The following is a 21053-nucleotide window of genomic DNA, read 5'->3' as shown; positions in this document are numbered from 1 at the left end:
ACCTATGTTCCGAACCATGCTCGGCGGCAAAATCCACCGCGCCGCCGTTACCGAAGCCGATTTGAACTACGTCGGCAGCATCACAATCGACCAAGACCTGCTCGACGCGGCAGGGATGCTCGCCAACGAAAAAGTGCAAATCGTCAACAACAACAACGGCGCACGCCTCGAAACCTACACCATTGCCGGCGAACGCGGCAGCGGCGTGATCTGCCTCAACGGCGCGGCGGCACGGCTGGTGCAGAAAGGCGACATCGTCATCATCATGTCCTACGTCATGCTCTCCGAACCGGAAATCGCCGGCCACCGCCCGAAAGTCGTCCTGGTTGACGAAGCCAACAAAATCCGCGACATCATCGACTACGAGCCGCCGCACACCGTTTTATAAGCATTTGCCGCGCACCGCACGAAGCCGGTTTTCCCGTTTCGCCGCCGCAACGGCGTTTTCAGACGGCCTTTCCCACATTCCTCACCATCATGACCGAACCGCAAAATCCGACCGAACACCCCCGCGCCATCCGCAGCTTCGTCCTGCGCCAAGGCCACATGACTCCCGCCCAGCAGCGCGCCATCGACACCCTGTGGCCGCAATACGGCCTCGACTTTCAGAACGAACCCATTGATTTGGCGCAAACCTTCGCCCGCCCCAACCCGAAAGTCCTCGAAATCGGTTTCGGCATGGGTACGGCCACCGCCGAAATCGCCCGCCGCCTGCCCGATACCGACTTTCTTGCCGCCGACGTACACGGCCCCGGTGTCGGCAACCTGCTGAAACTCGTTGCCGAACAAAATCTCGAAAATATCCGCGTCATGCGTCATGACGCGGTGGAAATCGTCGAAAACATGCTTGCCGACGGCAGCCTCGACGGCATCCACATCTTCTTTCCCGACCCGTGGCACAAAAAACGCCACCACAAACGCCGCCTCATCCAAGCCCCCTTTGTCGCCAAGCTGCTGCCCAAACTCAAAAGCGGCGGCTACATCCACCTGGCCACCGACTGGGAGGAGTACGCCGTGCAGATGCTCGAAGTCCTGCGCGGCTTTGCCGGACTCGAAAACACGGCGGCAGATTATGCCCCCACCCCGGCCTACCGCCCCGAAACCAAATTCGAAGCACGCGGCAAAAGGCTGGGACACGGCGTGTGGGACATCGTTTTTAGAAAACGCTGACCCGTCCGTACCCGCCGCCGTTTCATCTTTACACAAAGCGGTATTTTACTGACGCAATATTCTCTACAATACGCGCTTCGTTTTTCCACCGACAGGAGACAAAATATGCAAACCAAAAAACTGATTGCCGCCGCCATCATGATTGCCGCCGCAGCCGCCTCACAGGCCGCAGGCAAAAACGCCGGTAAAAAACCGCTGGCCGACCTTCCCGACAACACTCCCGTACTGATGCTGGCCGAAGTCGAGACTCTCGACAAAAAAGTAGAAGTCGCCTACACCTGCGACAGCCAGCAGGGCAAACAGCCCCTCAATGCCATGTACGGCATCAGAAACGGCGAAACCGCCGTCGTCCAGCTCAAAGCCGCCAACGGCCAGCTCACGCCCAACCTCAAGCGCGTGATGAACGACACCAACGGTAAAAAACACAACAGCTACTACGGCGACGGCCTGACCTGGATTACCGACAAAGCCGATCCCTCCACCCTTACTTCCGCCAACGGAAAAATCCTGATGCAGGCCGATGCGGTTGACGGCGGCCTGCCCAAAGGCGACCAGACCATCTTGTTCCAAAACTGTAAAGTAGACAAATCCGCCACCAAAAAACTCAACGGCAAATAAAGCACAAAGGCTGTCCGAACACCCCGATTCGTCAGGAAAACGGGTTTCAGACGGCCTTTTTTGACTCCGGCATACCAACGGAAGCCGATTTCCCATCCGTGTTTCCCGTTTCCTGCCGCCAAAGTAAAAAGCCGTCTGAAAACGTTTCCGCTGCCGTGCGGACGGCCGCAGCCATACAGGAAGCCTTATGAATTTACCCGTTCTGCCCCTTGTTTTCTCTCTCCTGCTGCTGGCAGGCTGCGCCGGAGTAGGCAGCGTGCCGACCCAATGGCAGCCGCCGCGCGACAACGCGGATTTCACGGCCGACGGCCGCCTTGCCGTGCAGACCGAAGGCAGAGGCTCCTACGCCAATTTCGACTGGGCACGCCAAAACGGCGTGCAAACCATAGACATCAACACGCCGCTGGGCAATACCATCGGCCGGCTCTGCCGCGATCCGCAGGGCGTGCTGGCGGTAAACAGCAAAGGCGAACGCTTCGAGGCCGCCAACGTGCGCGAATTGAGCGAACGCCTGCTCGGTTTTGTCCTGCCGCTGCAATACCTCGACCTGTGGGCCCACGGCCAATGGTCTGCCGACGAGCCGCACCAAACCGCCGCAGACGGCAGCCTGCGACAGGCCGGTTGGGATATTTCCCGCAGCACGCGCGCCGACGGCAGCGTGCGCACCCTGTCCATGACCGACGGCAAACTGTCGCTGCGGCTGGTGTTCGACAGCATGAGGCCGTCTGAAAACAGTACGGATGCGCCAAATCGTTGCGCCGCAAGGAATAATTCGTGAATACCGCCGCAGCGGAACAAGCGTTTCCCGCACCCGCCAAACTCAATCTCGACCTGCGCATTACCGGCCGCCGCGCCGACGGTTATCACGAACTGGAAAGCATCTTCTGCCTGATAGGCTGGCAGGACACCGTTTGGCTTGCACTGCGGACAGACGGCATGATCACGCTGTCCAATCCCACCGGCGGCCTGCATCCCGAACAAGACCTCGCCTACCGTGCCGCCGCCGCCATGCGGCCGTACGGCCGGACAGGGCAGGGCGTAAGCATCCGTCTCGACAAACAAATCCCCACCGGCGGCGGACTCGGCGGCGGCAGCTCCGATGCCGCCAGCGTCATGCTCGCGCTCAACCGCCTTTGGCAATGCGGTCTGAAACGGGAGGAGCTTGTCCCCATTGGTGCAAAACTCGGTGCGGACGTGCCGTTTTTCCTGTTCGGCCGCAATGCCTTTGCACGCGGAATCGGCGAAAAACTGTCTGTTATCGACGTGCCGCAGCAATGGTATGTCATCGTCAAACCGCCCGTACACATAGCTACCGCCGCAATTTTTTCACACCCGAACTTGACAAGAAACTCCGCCCCCGCGATAATGCCGACTTTCCGAAATTTGCAGCCGTTCAGAAACGATATGCAGGCTGTGGTTTTGGCAGAATATGAAGCGGTTGCCGAAGTGTATGAAACCTTAAATGCTTTCGGCGCGGCAAGAATGACAGGATCTGGTTCCTGTATATTTTTGTCCTTTGAAAACGAAGATGCGGCGCAAGCTGCCTACCGCGAAATTTCCGTTTTGTATCCGTCGGCAAAGATAACGCCGGGATTGGAACGCCATCCGCTATACGGTTATGCGGATTAGACAGTATTTGGGGATTCGCCAAGTTGGTTAAGGCACCGGATTTTGATTCCGGCATGCGTAGGTTCGAATCCTACATCCCCAGCCAGATTTGAAATATGGAAGCATCCTTGGGGATTCGCCAAGTTGGTTAAGGCACCGGATTTTGATTCCGGCATGCGTAGGTTCGAATCCTACATCCCCAGCCAAAGCGGATTCCTTAAGTTTTTGGGGATTGGCCAAGTTGGTTAAGGCACCGGATTCTGAATCCGGCATGCGTAGGTTCGAGTCCTACATCCCCAGCCAATACAAAAGCGTGTGATTATATCGCACGCTTTTGTCTTTATTGGGGCCGTCTGAAAAGCATATTTTGCGTTATTTTTTGTTTGGCTGCCCGGTTGTTGGTGCGTATAATGCCGCCCGCGCCCGCAACCAACGACAAGGAAGCCCGAGATGTTTCCTGAGCAGTACGCAAACCCTATTCCAAGCGAGAAAGATATGGCAGACAGTTTGATGGTCTTTACCGGCAACGCCAATCCGAAATTGGCTGCCGATGTAGTAAAACACCTTGATATTTCGATAGGCAATGCTACTGTCGGCAAATTTTCCGACGGCGAAGTGGCCGTCGAGCTTTTGGAAAACGTGCGCGGGCGCGATGTATTCGTTTTGCAGCCCACCTGTGCGCCGACCAACGACAATCTGATGGAAGTGCTGACTATGGCGGACGCATTGAAACGCGCCTCAGCCGCCCGCATTACCGCCGCCATCCCGTATTTCGGCTATGCCCGCCAAGACCGCCGCCCGCGTTCCGCCCGTGTGCCGATTTCCGCCAAGCTGGTTGCCAATATGCTGCATACGGCCGGAATCGACCGTATCCTGACCGTCGATCTCCATGCCGACCAGATTCAGGGCTTTTTCGATATTCCCGTGGACAATATCTACGCCACTCCGATTTTGTTAAACGACGTGCAACGCCAGCGCATAGAAAATCTGACCGTGGTCAGCCCCGACATCGGCGGTGTCGTCCGTGCCCGCGCGATGGCCAAAGCATTGGATGCCGATTTGGCGATTATCGACAAACGCCGTCCCAAAGCCAATGTTGCCGAAGTGATGAATGTTATCGGTGAAATCCAAGACCGTACCTGTCTGATAGTCGACGATATGATTGATACGGCCAATACCTTGTGCAAAGCTGCCTCTGCGCTGAAAGAGCGTGGAGCCACACGTGTTTTGGCCTATGCCACCCATCCCGTATTTTCCGGCGAGGCCGTTTCCCGCATTGCTTCGTCCGACATCGACCAGGTTGTTGTTACCGACAGCATTCCTTTGTCTGAAGCGGCGCAGGCGTGCGGCCGTATCCGCCAGGTTTCCATTGCCGGGCTGCTGGCCGAAACCGTACGCCGCATCAGCAACGAAGAATCCGTCTCATATCTTTTCAATGAAGATGTGCTGACCAACGGCGGTATGCTGCTGCCGTAAGCGGATTTGCGCTGCGGCGCGGATCCGACCCTATGCCGTCTGAAACTGGTCGCGGTGGAAGACGGTTTTATCTGTTTTTAACAAAGGACTTTTATTATGTCATACGAATTACAAGCCACCCTCCGCGAAGCACAGGGCACAGGTGCGAGCCGCCGCCTGCGTCGCGCAGGCCAAGTACCCGCCGTGTTGTACGGCGACAATCAGGAGGCAGCCTCCATCGCCGTAGACCACAAAACCGTGTTTTACGCACTGGAAAAAAGCTCGTTCCATACCAGCCTGATCAAACTGACTGTGGACGGCAAAACCCACGATGTTATCGTGCGCGATTTCCAAATCCATCCGTTCCGCCAACAGGTTGTCCATATCGACTTTCAAACCGTTGATCTGAACAAGCCGCTGCGCATCCGTCTGCCGGTGGCCGTGATCAATGCCGAGAAATCCAAAGCGGTCAAGCTGCAAAGCGGCCGTGTTTCCCTGCTGGACGCTTCGGTCGAAGTGCTGGTTGATCCGAAAAACATTCCTTCCGCACTCGAATTGGATTGCGGCGATGTGGTTGCCGGCGATATTCTGCACCTTTCCGACATCAAATATCCCGAAGGCGTAAGCAGCGTTGCCCTGAAACGTAACTCCAATCTGGCCGTTGCCACCGTTACCGGCAAAAAAGGCTGATGCCTGCGTTTTAATTTAAAAAGATTAAAAGAGCAGAAATCCCGCTTGGTGCAAGCGGGATTTTTCCGTTTCGGCCGTTTTAAACCGCCGTCGGACAAGGTACGGTGCGGATACGGCTCTTGATTTTTGGCTGGCGCACTGCCATATGGCGCGAATCCGCGCGGCAGAGCGCATCCGGAGACAGGCCGTTCTGTTTTCAGACGGCCTGTATAAAGTTCTGCCGCCGCAATTTGAAAGGTAACAATGAAATGCAAAACCAAGATTTGAGAACCCGCTTTATTTTTGACGGCATGGCCGTGCGCGGCCTGCATGTGCGCTTGGACGAAGTATGGCGGCATATAGTCGGCCGCAAACACTATCCTGCCGCCATCCGGCGCGCACTCGGGGAGTTGCTGGCTGCCGGCGCATTATTGTCGGGCAATCTGAAGATCGACGGCACGCTTACCGTACAAGTACAGGGGCAAGGCCGTCTGAAAATGCTGGTGGTGGAAACCACATCCGAAAACACCTGCCGTGCCACCGCGCGTTGGGACGAAAGCGCACATATCGGCGATGACGAAAACCTGCGCGATTTGTTGGGCGAAAACGGCATTTTCGCCATTACCCTCCAGCCGAAAGACGGCGAAGCATGGCAGGGTATCGTACCGCTCGAAGGCGGCAGCATCGCCCAAATGCTGACCCACTATATGCGCAACTCCGAACAGATTGAAACCCGTATCACACTGGCCGCCGAAGACCATACCGTGGCAGGGCTGCTGTTGCAGCGTCTGCCGGAAGAGCGGCCGGACGAAGATGGGTGGACGCACATCGGTATGCTGGCAGATACGGTTACGGATAAGGAACTGATCGGTTTGGATGCTCCGCATCTGCTCTACCGTTTGTTCCACGAAACGCCGCCGCGCGTCTTTGATCCCGAAGCACTCGAATTTGCCTGTACCTGCTCGCGGGGAAAAGTCAGCGATATGCTGCTGATGCTCGGCGGCGGGGAAGTCGGATCGGTGGTGGCGGAGCAGGGGAGTATCGAAATCGACTGCGATTTCTGCAATGAAAAATACGTTTTCGACGAAACCGACGTAAACGCCCTGTTTGGGGCGGACATTGTCCGTGCCGTACGGGAAGAGCCGCAGATTCTGCAATAACCGGCGGAACGGAAGAGGCCGTCTGAAAAACCGGTTGCGGGTTTTCAGACGGCCTCTATGTATTTCCGGCTGCCGTTTATTTGGCTGCGGATGCGGCAGATGCGGCTTCGGCTTTTGCGCCTTCTGCTGCGTTTTCACCCCATGCTGCGGGGTATTTGTAGCCGGCAAAACGTTGGTGCGCATAGGCTTTGAAGCTGTCGGTGTTGTATGCGTCGCTAACGTCTTTGACCCATTTCGCGTCTTTGTCGGCGGTGCGTACGGCAGACCAGTTTACATAGGCAAAGCTCGGTTCCTGAAACAGGGATTCGGTGAGCTTCATGCCGCTGCTCATGGCGTAGTTGCCGTTTACTACGGCGAAATCCACGTCTTGCCGGCTGCGCGGCAGGTTGGCGGCTTCCATTTCGACAAATTCGATGTTTTTGGTGTTTTCGGCGATGTCGGCGCGCGAGGCTTTCAGCGGGTCGATGCCGTCTTTCAGCTTGATCCAATCCAGTTCGTCGAGCATAACCAGGGCGCGTGCCAGGTTGGACGGGTCGTTGGGAATAGCGACGGTGCTGCCGTTTTTGACTTCTTCTAGCTTGGACAGCTTGCCCGGGTAGATGCCCAAGGGGGCGGTGGGCACTTGGAAGATTTCCGTCAGATCGAGATTGTGTTCGGCTTTGAATGCGTCGAGATAGGGTTTGTGCTGGAAAATGTTGATGTCGATAGCGTTTTCGGCCAGGGCTTTGTTGGGGGTAACGTAATCGGGATATTCGGTAAGGGTAACGGTGTAGCCCTGTTTTTCCAGCGCGGGCTGGATTTGGTCTTTGATCATGTCGGCAAAATCGCCGGGTGTGGTGCCGAAACGGATTTCGGTTTTGTCTGCGCCGGCGGCGGGTGCGCTGCCGTTTGCGCCGGAAGCGGCGGTGTTGCCGGACTCTCCGCCGCAGGCGGCAAGGCCGAAGCCGAGGGCGGCGGCCAGAGTGAGTTTCATGAGTGCGTTCATGGATGGTCTCCTGATGATGGGTTTATTTCTGCCGGTTGGCGGGTGTTGGCGGGCCGGCGGTTTGCCGACGGCTCCGAGGGGCGGCATTATACCGTTTCAGGCCGTCTGAAAAACAGCCCCGCCGCCTTTTTTCAGACGGCCTCTCCATGCAGGGCGCAGGCAAAATCAGGTACAATCGCCGCTTTTCCCAAACCTGCTTCCGTCATGCTCAACAAAGACCAATTCGCCGACAACCACTTCATCCGCACCATTATCGAAGACGACCTCAAAAGCGGCAAACACACCGCCGTCCAAACCCGTTTCCCGCCCGAACCCAACGGCTATCTGCACATCGGCCACGCCAAATCCATCTGCCTGAATTTCGGTTTGGCCTATGTTTACGACGGCCTGTGCAACCTGCGTTTTGACGACACCAATCCCGAGAAAGAAAACCAAGAATACGTCAACTCCATTAAAGAAGACGTGGAATGGCTGGGCTTTCATTGGGCAGGCGAGCCGCGCTTCGCCTCCAATTATTTTGACCAATTATTCGACTACGCCGTCGGCCTCATCAAAGACGGCAAAGCCTATGTCGACGACTTAACCGCCGAACAAATGCGCGAATATCGCGGCACGCTCACCGAAGCAGGCAAAAACAGCCCTTATCGCGAGCGCAGCATCGAAGAAAATCTGGATTTGTTTTACAAAATGCGCGACGGTGAGTTCCCTGACGGCAGCAAAACCCTGCGCCTGAAAATCGACATGGCTTCGGGCAACGTGAATCTGCGCGACCCCGTGATTTACCGCATCCGCCGCGCCCACCACCACAACACCGGCGACAAATGGTGCATCTACCCGATGTACGACTACACCCACGCCATTTCCGATGCCATCGAAGGCATCACGCATTCGCTGTGTACGCTGGAATTTGAAGCGCACCGTCCGCTGTATGACTGGGTGCTCGACAACATCCCCGCCCCGCACGCCACCCGTCCGCGCCAATACGAATTTTCGCGTTTGGAACTGCTCTACTCCATCACCTCCAAACGCAAACTCAACCAACTGGTTTCAGACGGCCGCGTCTCCGGCTGGGACGACCCGCGTATGCCCACGATTTCCGGTATGCGCCGCCGTGGTTATACGCCCGAAGGCCTGCGCCTGTTTGCCAAACGCGCGGGTATTTCCAAGTCTGAAAACACCGTTGATATGAGCGTACTCGAAGGCGCCATCCGCGAAGAGCTGGAAAACTCCGCCCCGCGCATGATTGCCGTACTCAACCCGCTCAAAGTAACACTCACCAACTTCGACCCCGCCCAAGCGCAAAGCCGCTACGCCCCCTACCATCCCAACCACGAAGAAATGGGCGGGCGCGATCTGCCGATTTCGTCCACACTCTACATCGAAGCCGACGACTTCGCCGAAAACCCGCCCAAAGGCTTCAAACGCCTGATTCCCGGCGGCGAAGTGCGCCTGCGCCACAGCTATGTGATGCGTTGCGACGAAGTAGTCAAAGATTCAGACGGCCACGTCGTCGAACTCAAATGCAGCCTCGATTACGACACACTCGGCAAAAACCCCGAAGGCCGCAAAGTCAAAGGCGTGATCCACTGGCTTTCCGCCGAACACGCCGTCCCCGCCACCGTGCGCCTCTATGAGCGTCTGTTTACCGAACCGCGTCCCGACGCCGTGCGCGGTGCCGACGGAGAATACCTGCCCTTCACCGATTTCCTCAACCCCGAATCCGCCCGCGAAATCCAAGCATGGGTAGAGGCTTCGGCCAGCGGCCTGCCACCCGAGAGCCGCCGGCAGTTCGAGCGTTTGGGCTATTTCGTTACCGACCGCCGCGACCACAGTGAAGGCAAGCCTGTGTTCAACCGCACGGTTACGTTGAAAGACACTTGGCAGGCCAAAGCATAACGGCGTTTGATGCCCCAAAAGGCCGTCTGAAACCCGAAACCCGTTTTCAGACGGCCTAAACAATATTCCCAACCCAAGGAAACCAGCATGAAAACCAAATTCCCCGTCCGCACTGCTCTCATCGCCAGCCTGTCTCTACTCTTGGTCGCCTGTGCCACCACACCTGAAATCAGTATGCAGACCATACGCAATGCCGACTACGGCCCCTATCCCAAAGACTACAAGCAGCTTATCCACAACCGTCTGGATCAAAGCCTGCTGGATGCCGGCAGCGCACAAATCCGCTTCACCACCCCGCCTCGCAAAGTATTCCAACTGTCGCGCGCACCGTCCAGGCTGAACGGCCGGGCATACTATGCGGTATGCGTCAACATTAACGCCAAAAACGCTTATGGCGGCTACACAGGTTGGCAACAGCGTATCTACAGCCTTTACTACGGTGGTTTGGAAGAGCTTAGCTTGAGCTCGGTCGATGTCGATGTGTGTACCAGCACGGATGAGATTTACATTACCAAAGGCCAGTACAGCCGCTTTAAGGTAAACATCGTGCCGTAACGCCGCCGTCTTACGGCTGCGCCCGACCAAAGCGGCAAGGGCTCAAAAGTGAAGAGGCCGTCTGAAACCCGAAACCTGGTTTCAGACGGCCTCAAAGGTAGCCTGAAAACCAGTTTGTCTAATTTAAAAAGGAAAATCCGTTGTGAAAACCAAACTTCCTGCCCGTGCCGCCCTTGTCGGCAGCCTCTCCTTGCTCTTGGCCGCCTGCGCCGTTACCCCGCCGTCCGCGCAAGTCAGCATGAAAACCGTCCGCAGTGAAAACTACGGCAGCTATCCCAAAAACTACGAACGGCAAGTCCGCCAATACCTCAATAACACCCTGCTCGACCCCGACAGCGCAAAAATCCGTATCTCCCCGCCGCGCAAAGTGCTCAGGTTATACAATCCCGAAGCAAAAACCTTCCCCCCGAAAACGCCCAAGCAGCTGGAACCCGAAGGATATTATCTGGTGTGCGCAGAAGTGAACGCCAAAAACACCTTCGGCGGCTACACCGGTTGGCAAACCCACCGCTACCGGTTCCACAAAAGCGGCATTATGGAAAACGAGCAAAACTTGGGGATTTACGGCACCGACTTTGCGGCGTGCTCAAGCCGGGACGAAATCTTTATCGATACCAATAATGTGGGCAATGTAAAAGTAAACATCGTCCCGTAAATCCGCTTTCAGGCTGCCGTAAAGGCAGTCTGAAAGCCGTGTAGGGTGGGTCTTGACTCACCTTACGCGTTAAAACAAAAGGCCGTCTGAAAAATAATTTTCAGACGGCCTTCAAACCATTCGCGCCTACTCGTCAAACAGCCCGCGTTCGGCGGCGAGGCGGTAGGCGGCGTCCAGTGCGGCGCGGCAGCTTGGCGGCAGTTGGGCGCGGTCGGATTGGTATTGTTGTCGGCCGTATTCGGTCAGTTCGCCGTATGTGCCTGCGATTGCGCTTTGGATCAGTATCAGGCGGCACAGGGTGTAGGCGGCGGCATCGGCGGGGTTGCAGGCGGCGAGTTCCACCGCTTCGGCGGGATGCCATACCCCGTTGCATTGGACGGACAGGTAGCCGTTTTGTCCGCGCAACACGGTTTGCAGTGCGACGTAATGTTGCCCCGCCTCCATGCCGTAATCGGCCGAGCTGATGCGGCGCAGGGTGTCGTCTGCGGCGTAGGCGTGCAGGGCGAACAGCGGCGGCGGGAAGGCGGGCGCGGCGGCCTGCCGTTTCTTTTTGGTTTGGGACACGGCAATTTCGGTAAGCTGGGGTGTGGCGGGTTGCAGGCTGCCCGAATTCTACCGCTGCGCAGCAGCAGTTTTCAGACGGCCTTGCCTTTGCGTTCGGCTTTGCGGGCTTCGCGGGCGGCTTTGAGTTCGGCTTCTTTCTTTTTGGCCTGTTTCAGCCAGCTTTCCCATTGGTGGGGCGTTTCCAATGTGATGCGGCCGATTTTGCCTTCGCGGAAGTCGGTAAGGGTGTTTTCGGCGGCTTTTTGGTAGTTGGTGCGGCCGCCGCTCAAAACTGCGCCGCGTTTTTTGGCGATCCATTCGAGCCAGGCGGTGTCGTCCCAATGGCTGCTCGGGTCTTTATCGGCCTGATAACGCTCTTGCAACAGGGCGAGGTAGTGGCGGCGCAGGTAGTCGAGCAGTTCGAGGGCCACGGTTTCTTCGTCCAGCGCGTTGCGCCCGACCGCGCCGGAGGCGGCAAGGTTGTAGCCGCTTTCTTCGACGATGATTTTCGGCCACAGCATGCCGGGGGTGTCGTAGAGCCAGAAGTCGTCGGCGAGAAAGAGGCGCTGCTCGGCTTTGGTGATGCCCGGTTCGTTGCCGGTTTTGGCGGATTTTTTGCCGATCATGCCGTTGATCAGGGTGGATTTGCCGACGTTGGGGATGCCGCAGATGAGTACGCGCAGGGGTTTGTCGATGCCGCCTCTGTTGGGCATCATGTCGCGGCAGGCGCGGGTGATTTTGGCGGTGGCGGCGGTTTCGGACGAATCAAGGGCGATGGCGCGGGTGTCGGGGCGGCCGTTGAAGTGTTCCAGCCATGCGGTGGTGCGTTCGGGGTCGGCCAGGTCTTGTTTGTTGAGGATTTTGAGCTTGGGTTTGCCTTTGGCAAGCTGTGCGAGCAGGGGGTTTTCGCTGGATGCGGGCAGACGCGCGTCCAGCATTTCGATGACCATATCGACGCTTTTGATGCGTTCGGCGATGGCTTTTTTCGCCTTGTTCATGTGGCCGGGAAACCATTGGATTGCCATAGTGTTTCTGCTTTGTGTCGGGTTGCGGGGAGGATGTCTGAAAGGGTTTCAGACGGCCTGTGTGTGTTTGGAGGCCGTCTGAAAATTATTCCGCGTTCAGGCGCAGGTGGCGGACGAGGACGCGGCAGTGGGGGCGGAAGCGTTCGGCGAGGCGTTCGCTGATGTAGACGGAGCGGTGGCGGCCGCCGGTGCAGCCGACGGCAATGGTAAGGTAGCTGCGGCTTTCGGCCTGTATTTCGGGCAGGCGGCGGGAGAGGAAGCCGCCGATGTCCTGCACCATGGCGGCGGCTTGGGGCTGTGCGTCGAGGTAGCTGCGGATTTCGTTTTGGGTGCCGTTGAAGGGACGCAGGTCGGGGAGGTAATAGGGGTTGGGCAGGCTGCGTACGTCGAACATGAAGTCGGCATCGGCGGGAGTACCGTATTTGAAGCCGAAGGATTCGAATACCATGGTCAGGCCGCCGTTGCCGGCATCAAACCATTGGCGCACGGTGCTGCGCAGTTGCTGGGCATTCATTTGCGAGGTGTCGATACGGTAGGCCAAATCGCGCAGGGGAAAGAGTATCTGCCGCTCGCGGCGCAGGTTTTCGGGCAGCGGGCTGCCGGAGGAGGAAAGTGGGTGGCTGCGGCGGGTTTCGGAAAAACGGCGCAGCAGGACGGATTCGGCGGCTTCGAGAAAGAGGATGTCTGCGCTGTGGCCTTGCTGTTTCAGGCGGGCAAGCTGCTTTTCGACTTCGCCGGTTTTGAGATGGGAGCGGATGTCGACGCTGACGGCGAGGTTGGCCACTTCGCCGCGTTTGATGTGGTATGCGACGAGTGCGGGCAGCATTTCTATCGGCAGGTTGTCGACACAGTAGCAGCCGGCATCTTCCAGAAGTTTGAGGGCGACGGATTTTCCGGAGCCGGATAGGCCGCTAATCAGGGTGATCTTCATGGGAAAGCGCCTGCTCTTTCATGATGGTTTGATGGCGTTCGAGAAATTCTTTGGTGCTGTCTTTGCCGCGCAGTTGCAGAATATAGTTGCGCACGGCTGCTTCCACCAGTACGGCGAGGTTGCGTCCGGCGGCTACGGGCAGGGTTACGGAGCGGACGGTTACGTTGAGGATGGATTCGGTTTCGCTGCGGATGCTGAGGCGGTCGAGCTGCTTCATGTAGTCGTCGTCGGCGGGGACGAGGTTGATGATGAGGTTGAGCGATTTTTTCGGACGGATGGAGGTTTCGCCGAAAATGTGGCGGATGTTGAGTATGCCCAGCCCGCGCACTTCCAGGAAGTCGCGCAGTATGGCGGGACAGCGTCCTTCGAGCTGCTCCGGTGCGGTGCGGTGCAGTTCGACGGCATCGTCGGCCACGAGGCTGTGTCCGCGCGAAATCAGTTCGAGTGCCAGCTCGCTTTTGCCCAGGCCGGACTGTCCGGTCAGCAGCACGCCTACTTCGAATACGTCGAGAAACACGCCGTGTTTGACGGTGGAGACGGCCAGCGTGCGTTGCAGGTAGATGCGCAGCACGTCCATCAGATAGGGGCTTTCCAGCTTGGAGGTGAGCAGGGGGACGTTGTTTGCGTGGCAGTAGTCGCGCAGGATTTTCGGCACGGCCAAGTCGTTGGCCACAATCACCAAAGACATCGGAAGCTCGAAAAACTGCTCGAAGCTGTAAGCCAGATCGCCTGTTTCCATGCGTGCGAGGTAGTCGGTTTCGGCAATGCCGAGTACCTGTACCTGGTTGGGGTGGATGAAATTCAAATGGCCGACCAGTGCCAGAACGGGCTTGTCGGCATCCACGCCGATGCGGTTGTCCGAGCCTGCGGCTCCGGCGGCCCAAGCCAGCTGCAGCTTGTCGCGGTTGTCCTGATACAGTCTGCGCACGGAGATGCTGGGCATTATTCCTCCGTGAGTATGCGCAGCACTTCGGCGGCATCCTGCGCCTGCATCAGGCTTTCGCGTACGCTTTTGTCGGAAAAGCGCGCGGCCAGTTTCGCCAGCACTTCCAGATGCGCGCCTGCCGCGTCTTCGGGTACGAGCAGGACGGCGGCAAGGGAAACGGGTTTGCCGTCGGGTGCGTCGAAGGCGACGGGTTCTTTGGTGCGGATGAATACGCCCGCAGCCTGTTTCAGCGAGGGCAGCCGCCCGTGCGGGACGGCTACGCCCTGACCGAGTCCTGTGGAGCCGAGTTTCTCGCGGGCAAACAGGCACTCGAACACTTCCGAGCGCGGTACGCCGGTTTCTTGTTCCAGCAGCAGTCCTGCCTGTTCGAACAGGCGTTTTTTGCTGGCGGCATCGGAGTCCAGCAGAATGTGCGACAGGGGAAGAATCTCAGCAATCGGGTTCATAATATTTCTTTACAAAATCAAACGGCGCGGATTGTACCGTTTGCGGGCGGCAATCTCAATCCGCGCGGGGGGTTTTACATTGCGGCGGGTCGGCAAAGCGGTAAAAGGCCGTCTGAAAAGCGGTTTTCAGACGGCCTCTGCGGCAGGTTGCGCATCACACGACGGCTTCTTCTTTTTTCTCTTTGGTGCGGGAGATGTTTTCGCGGTTGAGGTTGAAAAGAAGCAGCAGCGGGCTGGCAACGAGGACGGAGGAGTAAATGCCGAAGACGATGCCGATGGTCAGCGCCATGGAGAAACCGTGCAGTGCCGCGCCGCCGAAGAGGAGCATGGAGACGACCATGGCTTCGGTGGAGCCGTGGGTGATGATGGTGCGGCTCATGGTGGCGGTGATGGCGTTGTCGATGACTTCGGGCACGGTATGGTTGCGCATGGCGGGCTTGCGGAAGTTTTCGCGGATACGGTCGAACACGACCACCGATTCGTTTACCGAGTAGCCGAGTACGGCGAGTACGCCGGCGAGGACGGTAAGGGAAAACTCCCATTGGAAGAGGGCGAAGCAGCCGAGAATAATCACCACGTCGTGCATATTGGCGATGATGGCGGACACGGCAAACCGCCATTCGAAGCGCATGGAAAGGTAGATGATGATGCCGACTACGACCATGCCTAAGGCAATGAGGCCGTTGTGGACGAGTTCGTCGCCTACCTGCGGGCCGATAAATTCAACCTGCCGCAGCTTGGCGGAGGCATCGTGCTTTTGCAGGATTTCCATGGTGCGGTTGGAAAGCTGGGCGGTGGTGGTGCCGGGTTTGTTGGGCAGGCGGACCATCAGGTGGCGGTTGCTGTTGACGGTTTGCACCTGTACTTCGCCCAGTTGCAGCTCTTCAAGGCTGTCGCGCACTTTGTCGACATCGGCAGCTTGGGCGTATTCGACTTCCATGACGGTGCCGCCGGTAAATTCTACGGAGAAGTTCAGTCCTTTGGCGAAGAGGAAAAAGACGGCGAGGATGAAGGTGGCAAGCGAGATAAAAGTGGTGAGCTTGCCGTATTTCATAAACGGAATGTCGCGTTTGAAGCGGAAAAGTTCCATGGTTTACTCCTTGTCTGCGGCGGCTGCGGGGCGGATGTCGCCGCCGATGGAGATGCTTTGCAGCTTGCGTCTGCGGCCGTACCAGAGATTGACGAACATACGGGAAACGACGACTGACGAGAACATCGATGTCAGGATGCCGAGACAGTGGACGACGGCAAAGCCGCGCACGGGGCCGGAGCCGAACAGCAGCAGGGCGATACCGGCAATCAGCGAGGTGATGTTGGAATCGACGATGGTGTCCCATGCGTGTTTGTAGCCTTCGGCGATGGCCGCCTGCGGCTTCATGCCGTCGCGCAGCTCTTCGCGGATGCGTTCGTTGATCAGTACGTTGGAATCGATGGCCATGCCCAGGGTCAGAGCCATTGCGGCGATGCCGGGCAGGGTAAGGGTGGCGTGGAGGAAGGAGAGTGCGGCTACCAGCAGCAGAATGTTTGCCACCAGGGCGATGACGGAGAAAAAGCCCATCATGCGGTAGTACAGAACCATAAACACGGCCACAGCGACAAAACCCCACAAGGTGGAATGCACGCCTTTTTGGATATTTTCCGCACCGAGCGACGCGCCGATGGTGCGCTCTTCGACGATTTCCATCGGGGCGGCCAGCGAGCCGGCACGCAGCAGCAGGGAGATGTCGCGGGCTTCGGCCTGGCTCATGCTGCCGGAAATGATGGTTTTGCCGCCGGGGATGGGTTCGTTGATGGAGGGGGCGGTAACGACTTCGGCCTTGCCCTGTTCCACCAGCACCATCGCCATGCGTTTGCCGACATTGTTGCGGGTGAGGTCGGCAAAGATTTCCGCGCCGATGTTGTCGAAGCTGACGTTTACGCCGGGCAGGCCGCGGTCGTTGCTGCCGGGCTGCGCGTCGTCGATGTTGTCGCCGGTAAGTTCGACTTGTTTGTTGATGAGGATGGGCTGCGGGTGGTCGCCGGCGGTTTTGAGCAGCTCGTAGCCTTCGGGTACGCTGCCGTCAAGGGCGGCTTGCAGGGCGGCCTGGTCTTCGTTGACCATATGCACTTCCAGCGTGGCGGTGCGGCCGATGATGTCTTTGGCTTTGGCGGTGTCCTGCACGCCGGGAAGCTGCACGGCGATGCGGTCGGATCCGGCCTGCTGGATAACGGGTTCGGCCACGCCCAGTTCGTTGACGCGGTTGTGCAGGGTGGTGATGTTCTGTTCGACGGCCTGTTTGCGGATGTTGGCCAGAGTCTGTTCGGACAGGGTAAGGATGAGGCGGCTGCCGTCGGTGGTAAGCGTGGCTTCGGGCAGCAGGCGTTGCAGCTGCGGCAGTACGCTTTCCAGTTCGGCCTGGTCTTGGAAGGGAACGGCGAGGCTGTTGTCGCTGATGGCGGTTTGGCCGCTGCGGATTTTCTGTTTGGCCAGTTCGCGGCGGATGTCGCCGGCGTAGCGTTCCAGGGTTTTCTGCATTGCGGCTTTCATGTCCACCTGCATGGTGAAATGTACGCCGCCGCGCAGGTCGAGGCCGAGGAACATCGGGTTGGCGCGGATTTTCGCCATCCAGTCGGGTGTGTTGGCGATTTGGTTGAGCGCGGTGATGTAGCCTTCGCCCAATGCGCCTTCGATGACGGAGCGTGCCTTCATCTGCGTTTGCGAATCTTTGAAGCGTATTTTGAGCGAGCCGTCGGCGATAAACATGCCGTCATCGGCAATACCGGCCGCTTTGAGGGCTTGGGCGACGCGGGTTTCGGTGCGGCTGTCGATGGCGAGCGAATGGCGGTTGGTCGAAACCTGCACCGCCAGCGTGTCGCCGAAGAAGTTGGGCAGGGTGTAGAGCAGGCCGAGCGCAAGCACGGCGGTAACCATCAGGTATTTCCACAAGGGGTATCGGTTCATAATCAAACCTTTAAAGAAGAGGCCGTCCGTATTGCCCGGCAGGGGGTGTTTTCAGACGGCCTGTGGGGGAGGGGCTATTCGGCGGTTCGGGCGGCAACGGCGTTGCGTTCCACTTGGATTTCCACGTTGCGGGCGATTTCCACGGTAAAGAATTTTTCGCCGGTTTTGGTAATTTTGCCGACGATGCCCGAGGAGAGCATCACTTTGTCGCCGGCTTTCAGCTCGGAGAGAAGCTGTTGGTGCTGTTTGAGCCGTTTTTGCTGCGGACGCATGATCAGTATGTAGAAAAACACCAGGATCAGGACGAGGGGCGCGTACTGCATCAGCGCGGAGGGCTGCTGGGCGGCATCGGCGGCGAGGGCTAAAATCATGTTCGGAATCCTTTTCTCTTTTTGAATGTGGAAAAACGGCGGTGCGGCGTTCGGTCCGAACCGCGAAAAAACGGCGCATTTTAAAGGCCGCAGGCTTTTTTTCCAAGAAATTTCGCCGATTGCGGCGGCGGGGCGGCTTTTGTTTCCGCACACCTGTGTTTTCAGACGGCCCGGCAGGAAAAAGGGCGGGGGATTGTTGAGGCCGTCTGAAAAGGGTATAAACCGCAGCTTCCGTTTTCCCCAACCGTTTTCAGACGGCCTTTCCCGAGGCCGCAACAGCAAAGGACGCAGCCATGAACACTACTACATTTACGGACTTTCTCTCCCGCCATCTCGCGCAGCACGGCCTGCCGGAGGGGCTCGGCAGCGTAGCCGCAACCCTTGCCGCAGCCTGTATCGGTATCGGCGCACAAGTGCGGCTGGGGGCGTTGGCCGGCGTGCTCGGCGAAGCGGGCAGCGGCAATATTCAGGGCGAGGAGCAGAAAAAGCTGGATGTGATCGCCAACAATATTCTGGTTGAAGCGTTGCGTGCCGACGGGCAGGTGGCGGGACTGGCCAGCGAGGAGGAGGACAGCTTTGTCGCCTGCAATGAAAGCGGCGGGTATCTCGTGCTGTTCGACCCGCTCGACGGTTCGTCCAATATCGATGTAAACATTTCCGTCGGCACGATTTTTTCCGTGCTGGCCAAGCCGGAGGGAGCGTTGGACACGGACGCTTTCCTGCAAAGCGGCGACAAGCAGCTTGCCGCAGGCTATGTGATTTACGGCCCGCAAACCCAGCTTGTCATCACTTTCGGCCACGGCGTGTCCGTATTCACGTTGAATGCGGACAATGTGTTTGTCCTGACCCAAAGCGATCCTAAGGTGCCGCCGCATACCAAAGAGTTTGCCATCAATGCGTCCAACCGCCGCCATTGGCAGCCTGCGGTGCGCAAATACATTGACGAGCTGCTCGAAGGCGAAGAGGGCGTGCGCGGCAAAAATTTCAATATGCGCTGGGTGGCCAGCATGGTGGCCGAAGTACACCGCATCCTGATGCGCGGCGGCGTGTTTATGTATCCGAAAGACAGCCGCGATCCCTCCAAGCCGGGCAAGCTGCGCCTGATGTACGAAGCCAATCCGATGAGCCTGATTATGCGCGAAGCGGGCGGCACCGCCTCCGACACCGAACGCGCCATTCTGAGCATCCGACCGCAGAGCCTGCACCAGCGTGTTTCCGTGGTACTCGGCAGCAGCGAGGAAGTGGCTTATGTGGACACGCTGCATCTGGCGGACTGACGGGGCTGCCGTATTCCGCTGCCAAGCCGAAGAGGCCGTCTGAAATCTGCTGCAAGGTTTTGGCTGTGCCGAAACCGTGTTTTCAGACGGCCTATGCGGTTTGGCAGGGCGGTTTGTACAAAAAAACAAGCCTCCGTATAATCCGCCGCCTTTTGTGCACCGTGAAAGAACAAACCATGCAAGCCGAAGTCGAACTGAAAATCCTCCGTCCCGAAATGGCCGACAAGCTGCCCGCCTATGCCACAAGCGGCTCGGCCGGCCTTGATTTGCGCGCCTGTATCGATGGGCCGCTTACCGTGCAGCCGGGCGAGACCGTGCTGATACCCGCCGGCATCGCCGTCCATCTGGCAAACCCCGCTTACGCCGCCATGATCCTGCCGCGATCCGGTTTGGGACACAGGCACGGCATTGTGCTGGGCAATCTGGTCGGCCTGATTGATTCGGACTACCAGGGCGAATTGAAAGTGTCGCTGTGGAACAGAAGCGGCGAAGCCTTTACCGTCGAGCCTTTCGAGCGCGTGGCGCAGATGGTGGTGGTGCCTGTCGTGCAGGCCGCGTTTAAAGTGGTGGACGAATTTGCCGCCAGCGTGCGCGGCGAAGGCGGCTTCGGCAGCACGGGCAAAGGCTGATTTGCCGCTCCCCGTATCCCCCGAACCAGAGGCCGCGCCGGTGGCGGACACGGTTTTTCAGACGGCCTGACGCTTTTGTTTACACACCGCAGGAAGCAGCCATGCAGACACATCCCGACATTCCCGCAGCAAAGTTCCGCGCCGCCTCCTACATTCTGATGGGGCTTTCCCTTGCGGCCGTGCTGTACTTCCATTTCCTGCCGCTTTTGCTGGCGGTGGTGCTGACCTACATTTTCATCGCCAAAACCAACGGCCTGATACTGTGGACGCGCCGCCGCCTGCTGCCGCGCAACCGCGTTTTGCAGAAAATCCTCACCGCGCACAACATCAATCTGGTGTCCGCCACGCTTGCCATCGGCATGGTGTGCCTGGCCATCTTCCTGCTGTCGCTGGGTGCGTACCACATGGTGCAGGGCGGGCATATCGGCGTGATGCTGGGCAAACTGGCGGCTATTTTGGCAGACACGAAAAACAGCAAAGAGCTGCCCGCCGCCATCCTCAACCTGCTGCCGAACAACACCGCCGAAATCCAAGCCCGCGCCGTGGCTCTGATTAACGAATACGGTGCCGCCCTCACGCGCATCAGTAAAAACAGTATCACATCGTTTGTCTACATCCTCATCGGCATCATCATCGGCGCGATGCTCAGCTTCCACCGCCTCAACGTGCGCCGCAGCCGCCGCAAAATGCCGCCGTTTAAAGCCGAGCTGGTACGGCGGATACAAAACTTCGAAACCAGCTTCGAGCGCGTGTTTATCGCGCAGGTAAAAATCTCGCTGGTGGACACGCTGCTCACAGGCCTGTATCTCTATCTCGTGCTGCCGCTCTTCGGCGTGGAGCTGCCTTTCCGCATGACCGTGCTGGCAATCGCCTTCGTTGTCGGCCTGATTCCCGTAGTGGGCAACCTGATTTCCAACACCGTTATCATCATATTGGGGCTGGGCAGCTCGCTGTATGTCGCCGTGGCTTCGCTGGTGTTTCTTGTAGTTATCCACAAGCTCGAATACTTCCTCAATGCCAAAATCATCGGCTCGGAAATCGAATCCTCCGCTTGGGAGCTGCTGGTAGCCATGGTGGTGTGCGAACGCATCTTCGGCATCGGCGGCATCATCGTCGCTCCGGTCTATTACGCCTATCTCAAAAGCGAGTTGAAACAGCGCGGACTGATTTAGC

Annotated in this window: 23 protein-coding genes and 3 tRNA genes; 17 read left to right on the top strand and 9 right to left on the bottom strand. The window is 58.1% G+C overall.

What is annotated here, in order from left to right; all coding sequences use genetic code 11:
- Positions 1–4 precede the first annotated feature (4 nt).
- The 11 genes from panD (at position 5) to hslO (ending at position 6680) form a co-directional block, all read left to right on the top strand.
- Positions 5–388 carry an aspartate 1-decarboxylase gene (gene panD / locus DYE40_RS02490; RefSeq protein ID WP_115307576.1) on the top strand — a complete coding sequence of 128 codons (384 nt, stop codon included), beginning with the start codon at positions 5–7 and terminating at the stop codon, positions 386–388.
- Positions 389–477: 89 nt separating this feature from the next.
- A complete protein-coding gene (gene trmB, locus DYE40_RS02485) occupies positions 478–1170 on the top strand; it encodes a tRNA (guanosine(46)-N7)-methyltransferase TrmB (protein ID WP_115307575.1) in 693 nt (230 codons plus the stop codon).
- A gap of 105 nt (positions 1171–1275) precedes the next feature.
- Positions 1276–1788: a hypothetical protein gene (locus tag DYE40_RS02480; RefSeq protein ID WP_115307574.1), complete on the top strand. Its 513-nt coding sequence runs from the start codon at positions 1276–1278 to the stop codon at positions 1786–1788.
- 187 nt (positions 1789–1975) lie between these two features.
- Positions 1976–2566 (top strand): outer membrane lipoprotein LolB, encoded by a 591-nt coding sequence (locus DYE40_RS02475; protein WP_115307573.1) that lies wholly within the window; start codon positions 1976–1978, stop codon positions 2564–2566.
- A complete protein-coding gene (gene ispE, locus DYE40_RS02470; RefSeq protein WP_115307572.1) occupies positions 2563–3417 on the top strand; it encodes a 4-(cytidine 5'-diphospho)-2-C-methyl-D-erythritol kinase in 855 nt (284 codons plus the stop codon). The genes DYE40_RS02475 and ispE overlap by 4 nt, the downstream gene beginning before the upstream one ends.
- Positions 3418–3425: 8 nt before the next feature.
- Positions 3426–3502, top strand: a tRNA-Gln gene (locus DYE40_RS02465).
- A 23-nt stretch (positions 3503–3525) separates the two neighbouring features.
- Positions 3526–3602: transfer RNA gene (locus DYE40_RS02460), tRNA-Gln, on the top strand.
- Positions 3603–3622: 20 nt separating this feature from the next.
- Positions 3623–3699, top strand: a tRNA-Gln gene (locus tag DYE40_RS02455).
- A gap of 192 nt (positions 3700–3891) precedes the next feature.
- The gene (locus DYE40_RS02450) at positions 3892–4872 is read left to right on the top strand and encodes a ribose-phosphate pyrophosphokinase (protein WP_147286558.1); all 981 of its coding nucleotides are present in this window, start codon (positions 3892–3894) and stop codon (positions 4870–4872) included.
- Between the two features lie 96 nt (positions 4873–4968).
- Positions 4969–5541 carry a 50S ribosomal protein L25/general stress protein Ctc gene (locus tag DYE40_RS02445; protein WP_115307570.1) on the top strand — a complete coding sequence of 191 codons (573 nt, stop codon included), beginning with the start codon at positions 4969–4971 and terminating at the stop codon, positions 5539–5541.
- Positions 5542–5789: 248 nt separating this feature from the next.
- Positions 5790–6680: an Hsp33 family molecular chaperone HslO gene (gene hslO, locus DYE40_RS02440; protein ID WP_115308252.1), complete on the top strand. Its 891-nt coding sequence runs from the start codon at positions 5790–5792 to the stop codon at positions 6678–6680.
- A gap of 76 nt (positions 6681–6756) precedes the next feature.
- On the opposite strand, the gene DYE40_RS02435 is transcribed toward hslO, so the two are convergent.
- Positions 6757–7665, bottom strand: coding sequence for a MetQ/NlpA family ABC transporter substrate-binding protein (locus DYE40_RS02435; RefSeq protein WP_115308251.1), 909 nt, complete (start codon positions 7663–7665; stop codon positions 6757–6759).
- 204 nt (positions 7666–7869) lie between these two features.
- Here DYE40_RS02435 and DYE40_RS02430 point away from each other — a divergent pair, with 204 nt between their 5' ends.
- From DYE40_RS02430 to DYE40_RS02420, 3 genes are all read left to right on the top strand, one after another.
- Positions 7870–9561 (top strand): glutamine--tRNA ligase/YqeY domain fusion protein, encoded by a 1692-nt coding sequence (locus DYE40_RS02430; RefSeq protein WP_115307569.1) that lies wholly within the window; start codon positions 7870–7872, stop codon positions 9559–9561.
- A gap of 87 nt (positions 9562–9648) precedes the next feature.
- Complete coding sequence (locus tag DYE40_RS02425) at positions 9649–10116, top strand: hypothetical protein (protein WP_115307568.1); 468 nt, start codon at positions 9649–9651, stop codon at positions 10114–10116.
- A gap of 142 nt (positions 10117–10258) precedes the next feature.
- A complete protein-coding gene (locus tag DYE40_RS02420; protein WP_115307567.1) occupies positions 10259–10771 on the top strand; it encodes a hypothetical protein in 513 nt (170 codons plus the stop codon).
- Between the two features lie 126 nt (positions 10772–10897).
- On the opposite strand, the gene DYE40_RS02415 is transcribed toward DYE40_RS02420, so the two are convergent.
- From DYE40_RS02415 to yajC, 8 genes are all read right to left on the bottom strand, one after another.
- Positions 10898–11335, bottom strand: a complete 438-nt coding sequence (locus DYE40_RS02415) for a hypothetical protein (protein ID WP_115307566.1) — start codon at positions 11333–11335, stop codon at positions 10898–10900.
- Positions 11336–11406: 71 nt separating this feature from the next.
- Positions 11407–12339 (bottom strand): ribosome biogenesis GTPase YlqF, encoded by a 933-nt coding sequence (gene ylqF / locus DYE40_RS02410; RefSeq protein ID WP_115307565.1) that lies wholly within the window; start codon positions 12337–12339, stop codon positions 11407–11409.
- An 85-nt stretch (positions 12340–12424) separates the two neighbouring features.
- Entirely contained in the window at positions 12425–13270 is an 846-nt protein-coding gene (gene rapZ, locus DYE40_RS02405; protein WP_115307564.1) for an RNase adapter RapZ, read from the bottom strand.
- Complete coding sequence (gene hprK, locus DYE40_RS02400; protein ID WP_115307563.1) at positions 13251–14213, bottom strand: HPr(Ser) kinase/phosphatase; 963 nt, start codon at positions 14211–14213, stop codon at positions 13251–13253. The genes rapZ and hprK overlap by 20 nt, the downstream gene beginning before the upstream one ends.
- Positions 14213–14662: a PTS IIA-like nitrogen regulatory protein PtsN gene (gene ptsN / locus DYE40_RS02395; RefSeq protein WP_115307562.1), complete on the bottom strand. Its 450-nt coding sequence runs from the start codon at positions 14660–14662 to the stop codon at positions 14213–14215. The genes hprK and ptsN overlap by 1 nt, the downstream gene beginning before the upstream one ends.
- Before the next feature lie 154 nt (positions 14663–14816).
- A complete protein-coding gene (secF, locus tag DYE40_RS02390) occupies positions 14817–15752 on the bottom strand; it encodes a protein translocase subunit SecF (protein ID WP_115307561.1) in 936 nt (311 codons plus the stop codon).
- Between the two features lie 3 nt (positions 15753–15755).
- Complete coding sequence (gene secD / locus DYE40_RS02385) at positions 15756–17603, bottom strand: protein translocase subunit SecD (RefSeq protein ID WP_115307560.1); 1848 nt, start codon at positions 17601–17603, stop codon at positions 15756–15758.
- A 74-nt stretch (positions 17604–17677) separates the two neighbouring features.
- Positions 17678–17974, bottom strand: coding sequence for a preprotein translocase subunit YajC (gene yajC, locus DYE40_RS02380; protein WP_115308250.1), 297 nt, complete (start codon positions 17972–17974; stop codon positions 17678–17680).
- Positions 17975–18267: 293 nt separating this feature from the next.
- Between yajC and DYE40_RS02375 the strand changes: the two genes are divergently transcribed.
- The 3 genes from DYE40_RS02375 (at position 18268) to DYE40_RS02365 (ending at position 21052) form a co-directional block, all read left to right on the top strand.
- On the top strand, positions 18268–19251 hold the full coding sequence (locus DYE40_RS02375; protein ID WP_115307559.1) for a class 1 fructose-bisphosphatase: 984 nt from the start codon (positions 18268–18270) through the stop codon (positions 19249–19251).
- Between the two features lie 176 nt (positions 19252–19427).
- Positions 19428–19880 carry a dUTP diphosphatase gene (gene dut / locus DYE40_RS02370; RefSeq protein ID WP_115308249.1) on the top strand — a complete coding sequence of 151 codons (453 nt, stop codon included), beginning with the start codon at positions 19428–19430 and terminating at the stop codon, positions 19878–19880.
- A 101-nt stretch (positions 19881–19981) separates the two neighbouring features.
- The gene (locus DYE40_RS02365; RefSeq protein WP_218564328.1) at positions 19982–21052 is read left to right on the top strand and encodes an AI-2E family transporter; all 1071 of its coding nucleotides are present in this window, start codon (positions 19982–19984) and stop codon (positions 21050–21052) included.
- Position 21053 lies beyond the last annotated feature (1 nt).

This window comes from Kingella potus (assembly GCF_900451175.1).
In the GTDB taxonomy this organism is placed as follows: Bacteria; Pseudomonadota; Gammaproteobacteria; order Burkholderiales; family Neisseriaceae; genus Neisseria; species Neisseria potus.
This window is presented reverse-complemented; position numbering and strand designations above follow the sequence as displayed.

What these genes read in the sequence shown, in the direction of transcription:
- secF (WP_115307561.1), bottom strand. Translation starts at nt 15,752, where the DNA reads ATGGAACTTTTCCGCTTCAAACGCGACATTCCGTTTATGAAATACGGC.
- hprK (WP_115307563.1), bottom strand. Translation starts at nt 14,213, where the DNA reads ATGCCCAGCATCTCCGTGCGCAGACTGTATCAGGACAACCGCGACAAG.
- DYE40_RS02450 (WP_147286558.1), top strand. Translation starts at nt 3,892, where the DNA reads ATGGCAGACAGTTTGATGGTCTTTACCGGCAACGCCAATCCGAAATTG.
- DYE40_RS02365 (WP_218564328.1), top strand. Translation starts at nt 19,982, where the DNA reads ATGCAGACACATCCCGACATTCCCGCAGCAAAGTTCCGCGCCGCCTCC.
- ptsN (WP_115307562.1), bottom strand. Translation starts at nt 14,662, where the DNA reads ATGAACCCGATTGCTGAGATTCTTCCCCTGTCGCACATTCTGCTGGAC.
- hslO (WP_115308252.1), top strand. Translation starts at nt 5,790, where the DNA reads ATGCAAAACCAAGATTTGAGAACCCGCTTTATTTTTGACGGCATGGCC.
- dut (WP_115308249.1), top strand. Translation starts at nt 19,428, where the DNA reads ATGCAAGCCGAAGTCGAACTGAAAATCCTCCGTCCCGAAATGGCCGAC.
- rapZ (WP_115307564.1), bottom strand. Translation starts at nt 13,270, where the DNA reads ATGAAGATCACCCTGATTAGCGGCCTATCCGGCTCCGGAAAATCCGTC.
- secD (WP_115307560.1), bottom strand. Translation starts at nt 17,603, where the DNA reads ATGAACCGATACCCCTTGTGGAAATACCTGATGGTTACCGCCGTGCTT.
- DYE40_RS02435 (WP_115308251.1), bottom strand. Translation starts at nt 7,665, where the DNA reads ATGAACGCACTCATGAAACTCACTCTGGCCGCCGCCCTCGGCTTCGGC.
- panD (WP_115307576.1), top strand. Translation starts at nt 5, where the DNA reads ATGTTCCGAACCATGCTCGGCGGCAAAATCCACCGCGCCGCCGTTACC.
- DYE40_RS02375 (WP_115307559.1), top strand. Translation starts at nt 18,268, where the DNA reads ATGAACACTACTACATTTACGGACTTTCTCTCCCGCCATCTCGCGCAG.
- DYE40_RS02480 (WP_115307574.1), top strand. Translation starts at nt 1,276, where the DNA reads ATGCAAACCAAAAAACTGATTGCCGCCGCCATCATGATTGCCGCCGCA.
- yajC (WP_115308250.1), bottom strand. Translation starts at nt 17,974, where the DNA reads ATGATTTTAGCCCTCGCCGCCGATGCCGCCCAGCAGCCCTCCGCGCTG.
- DYE40_RS02425 (WP_115307568.1), top strand. Translation starts at nt 9,649, where the DNA reads ATGAAAACCAAATTCCCCGTCCGCACTGCTCTCATCGCCAGCCTGTCT.
- DYE40_RS02430 (WP_115307569.1), top strand. Translation starts at nt 7,870, where the DNA reads ATGCTCAACAAAGACCAATTCGCCGACAACCACTTCATCCGCACCATT.
- DYE40_RS02445 (WP_115307570.1), top strand. Translation starts at nt 4,969, where the DNA reads ATGTCATACGAATTACAAGCCACCCTCCGCGAAGCACAGGGCACAGGT.
- DYE40_RS02475 (WP_115307573.1), top strand. Translation starts at nt 1,976, where the DNA reads ATGAATTTACCCGTTCTGCCCCTTGTTTTCTCTCTCCTGCTGCTGGCA.
- trmB (WP_115307575.1), top strand. Translation starts at nt 478, where the DNA reads ATGACCGAACCGCAAAATCCGACCGAACACCCCCGCGCCATCCGCAGC.
- ylqF (WP_115307565.1), bottom strand. Translation starts at nt 12,339, where the DNA reads ATGGCAATCCAATGGTTTCCCGGCCACATGAACAAGGCGAAAAAAGCC.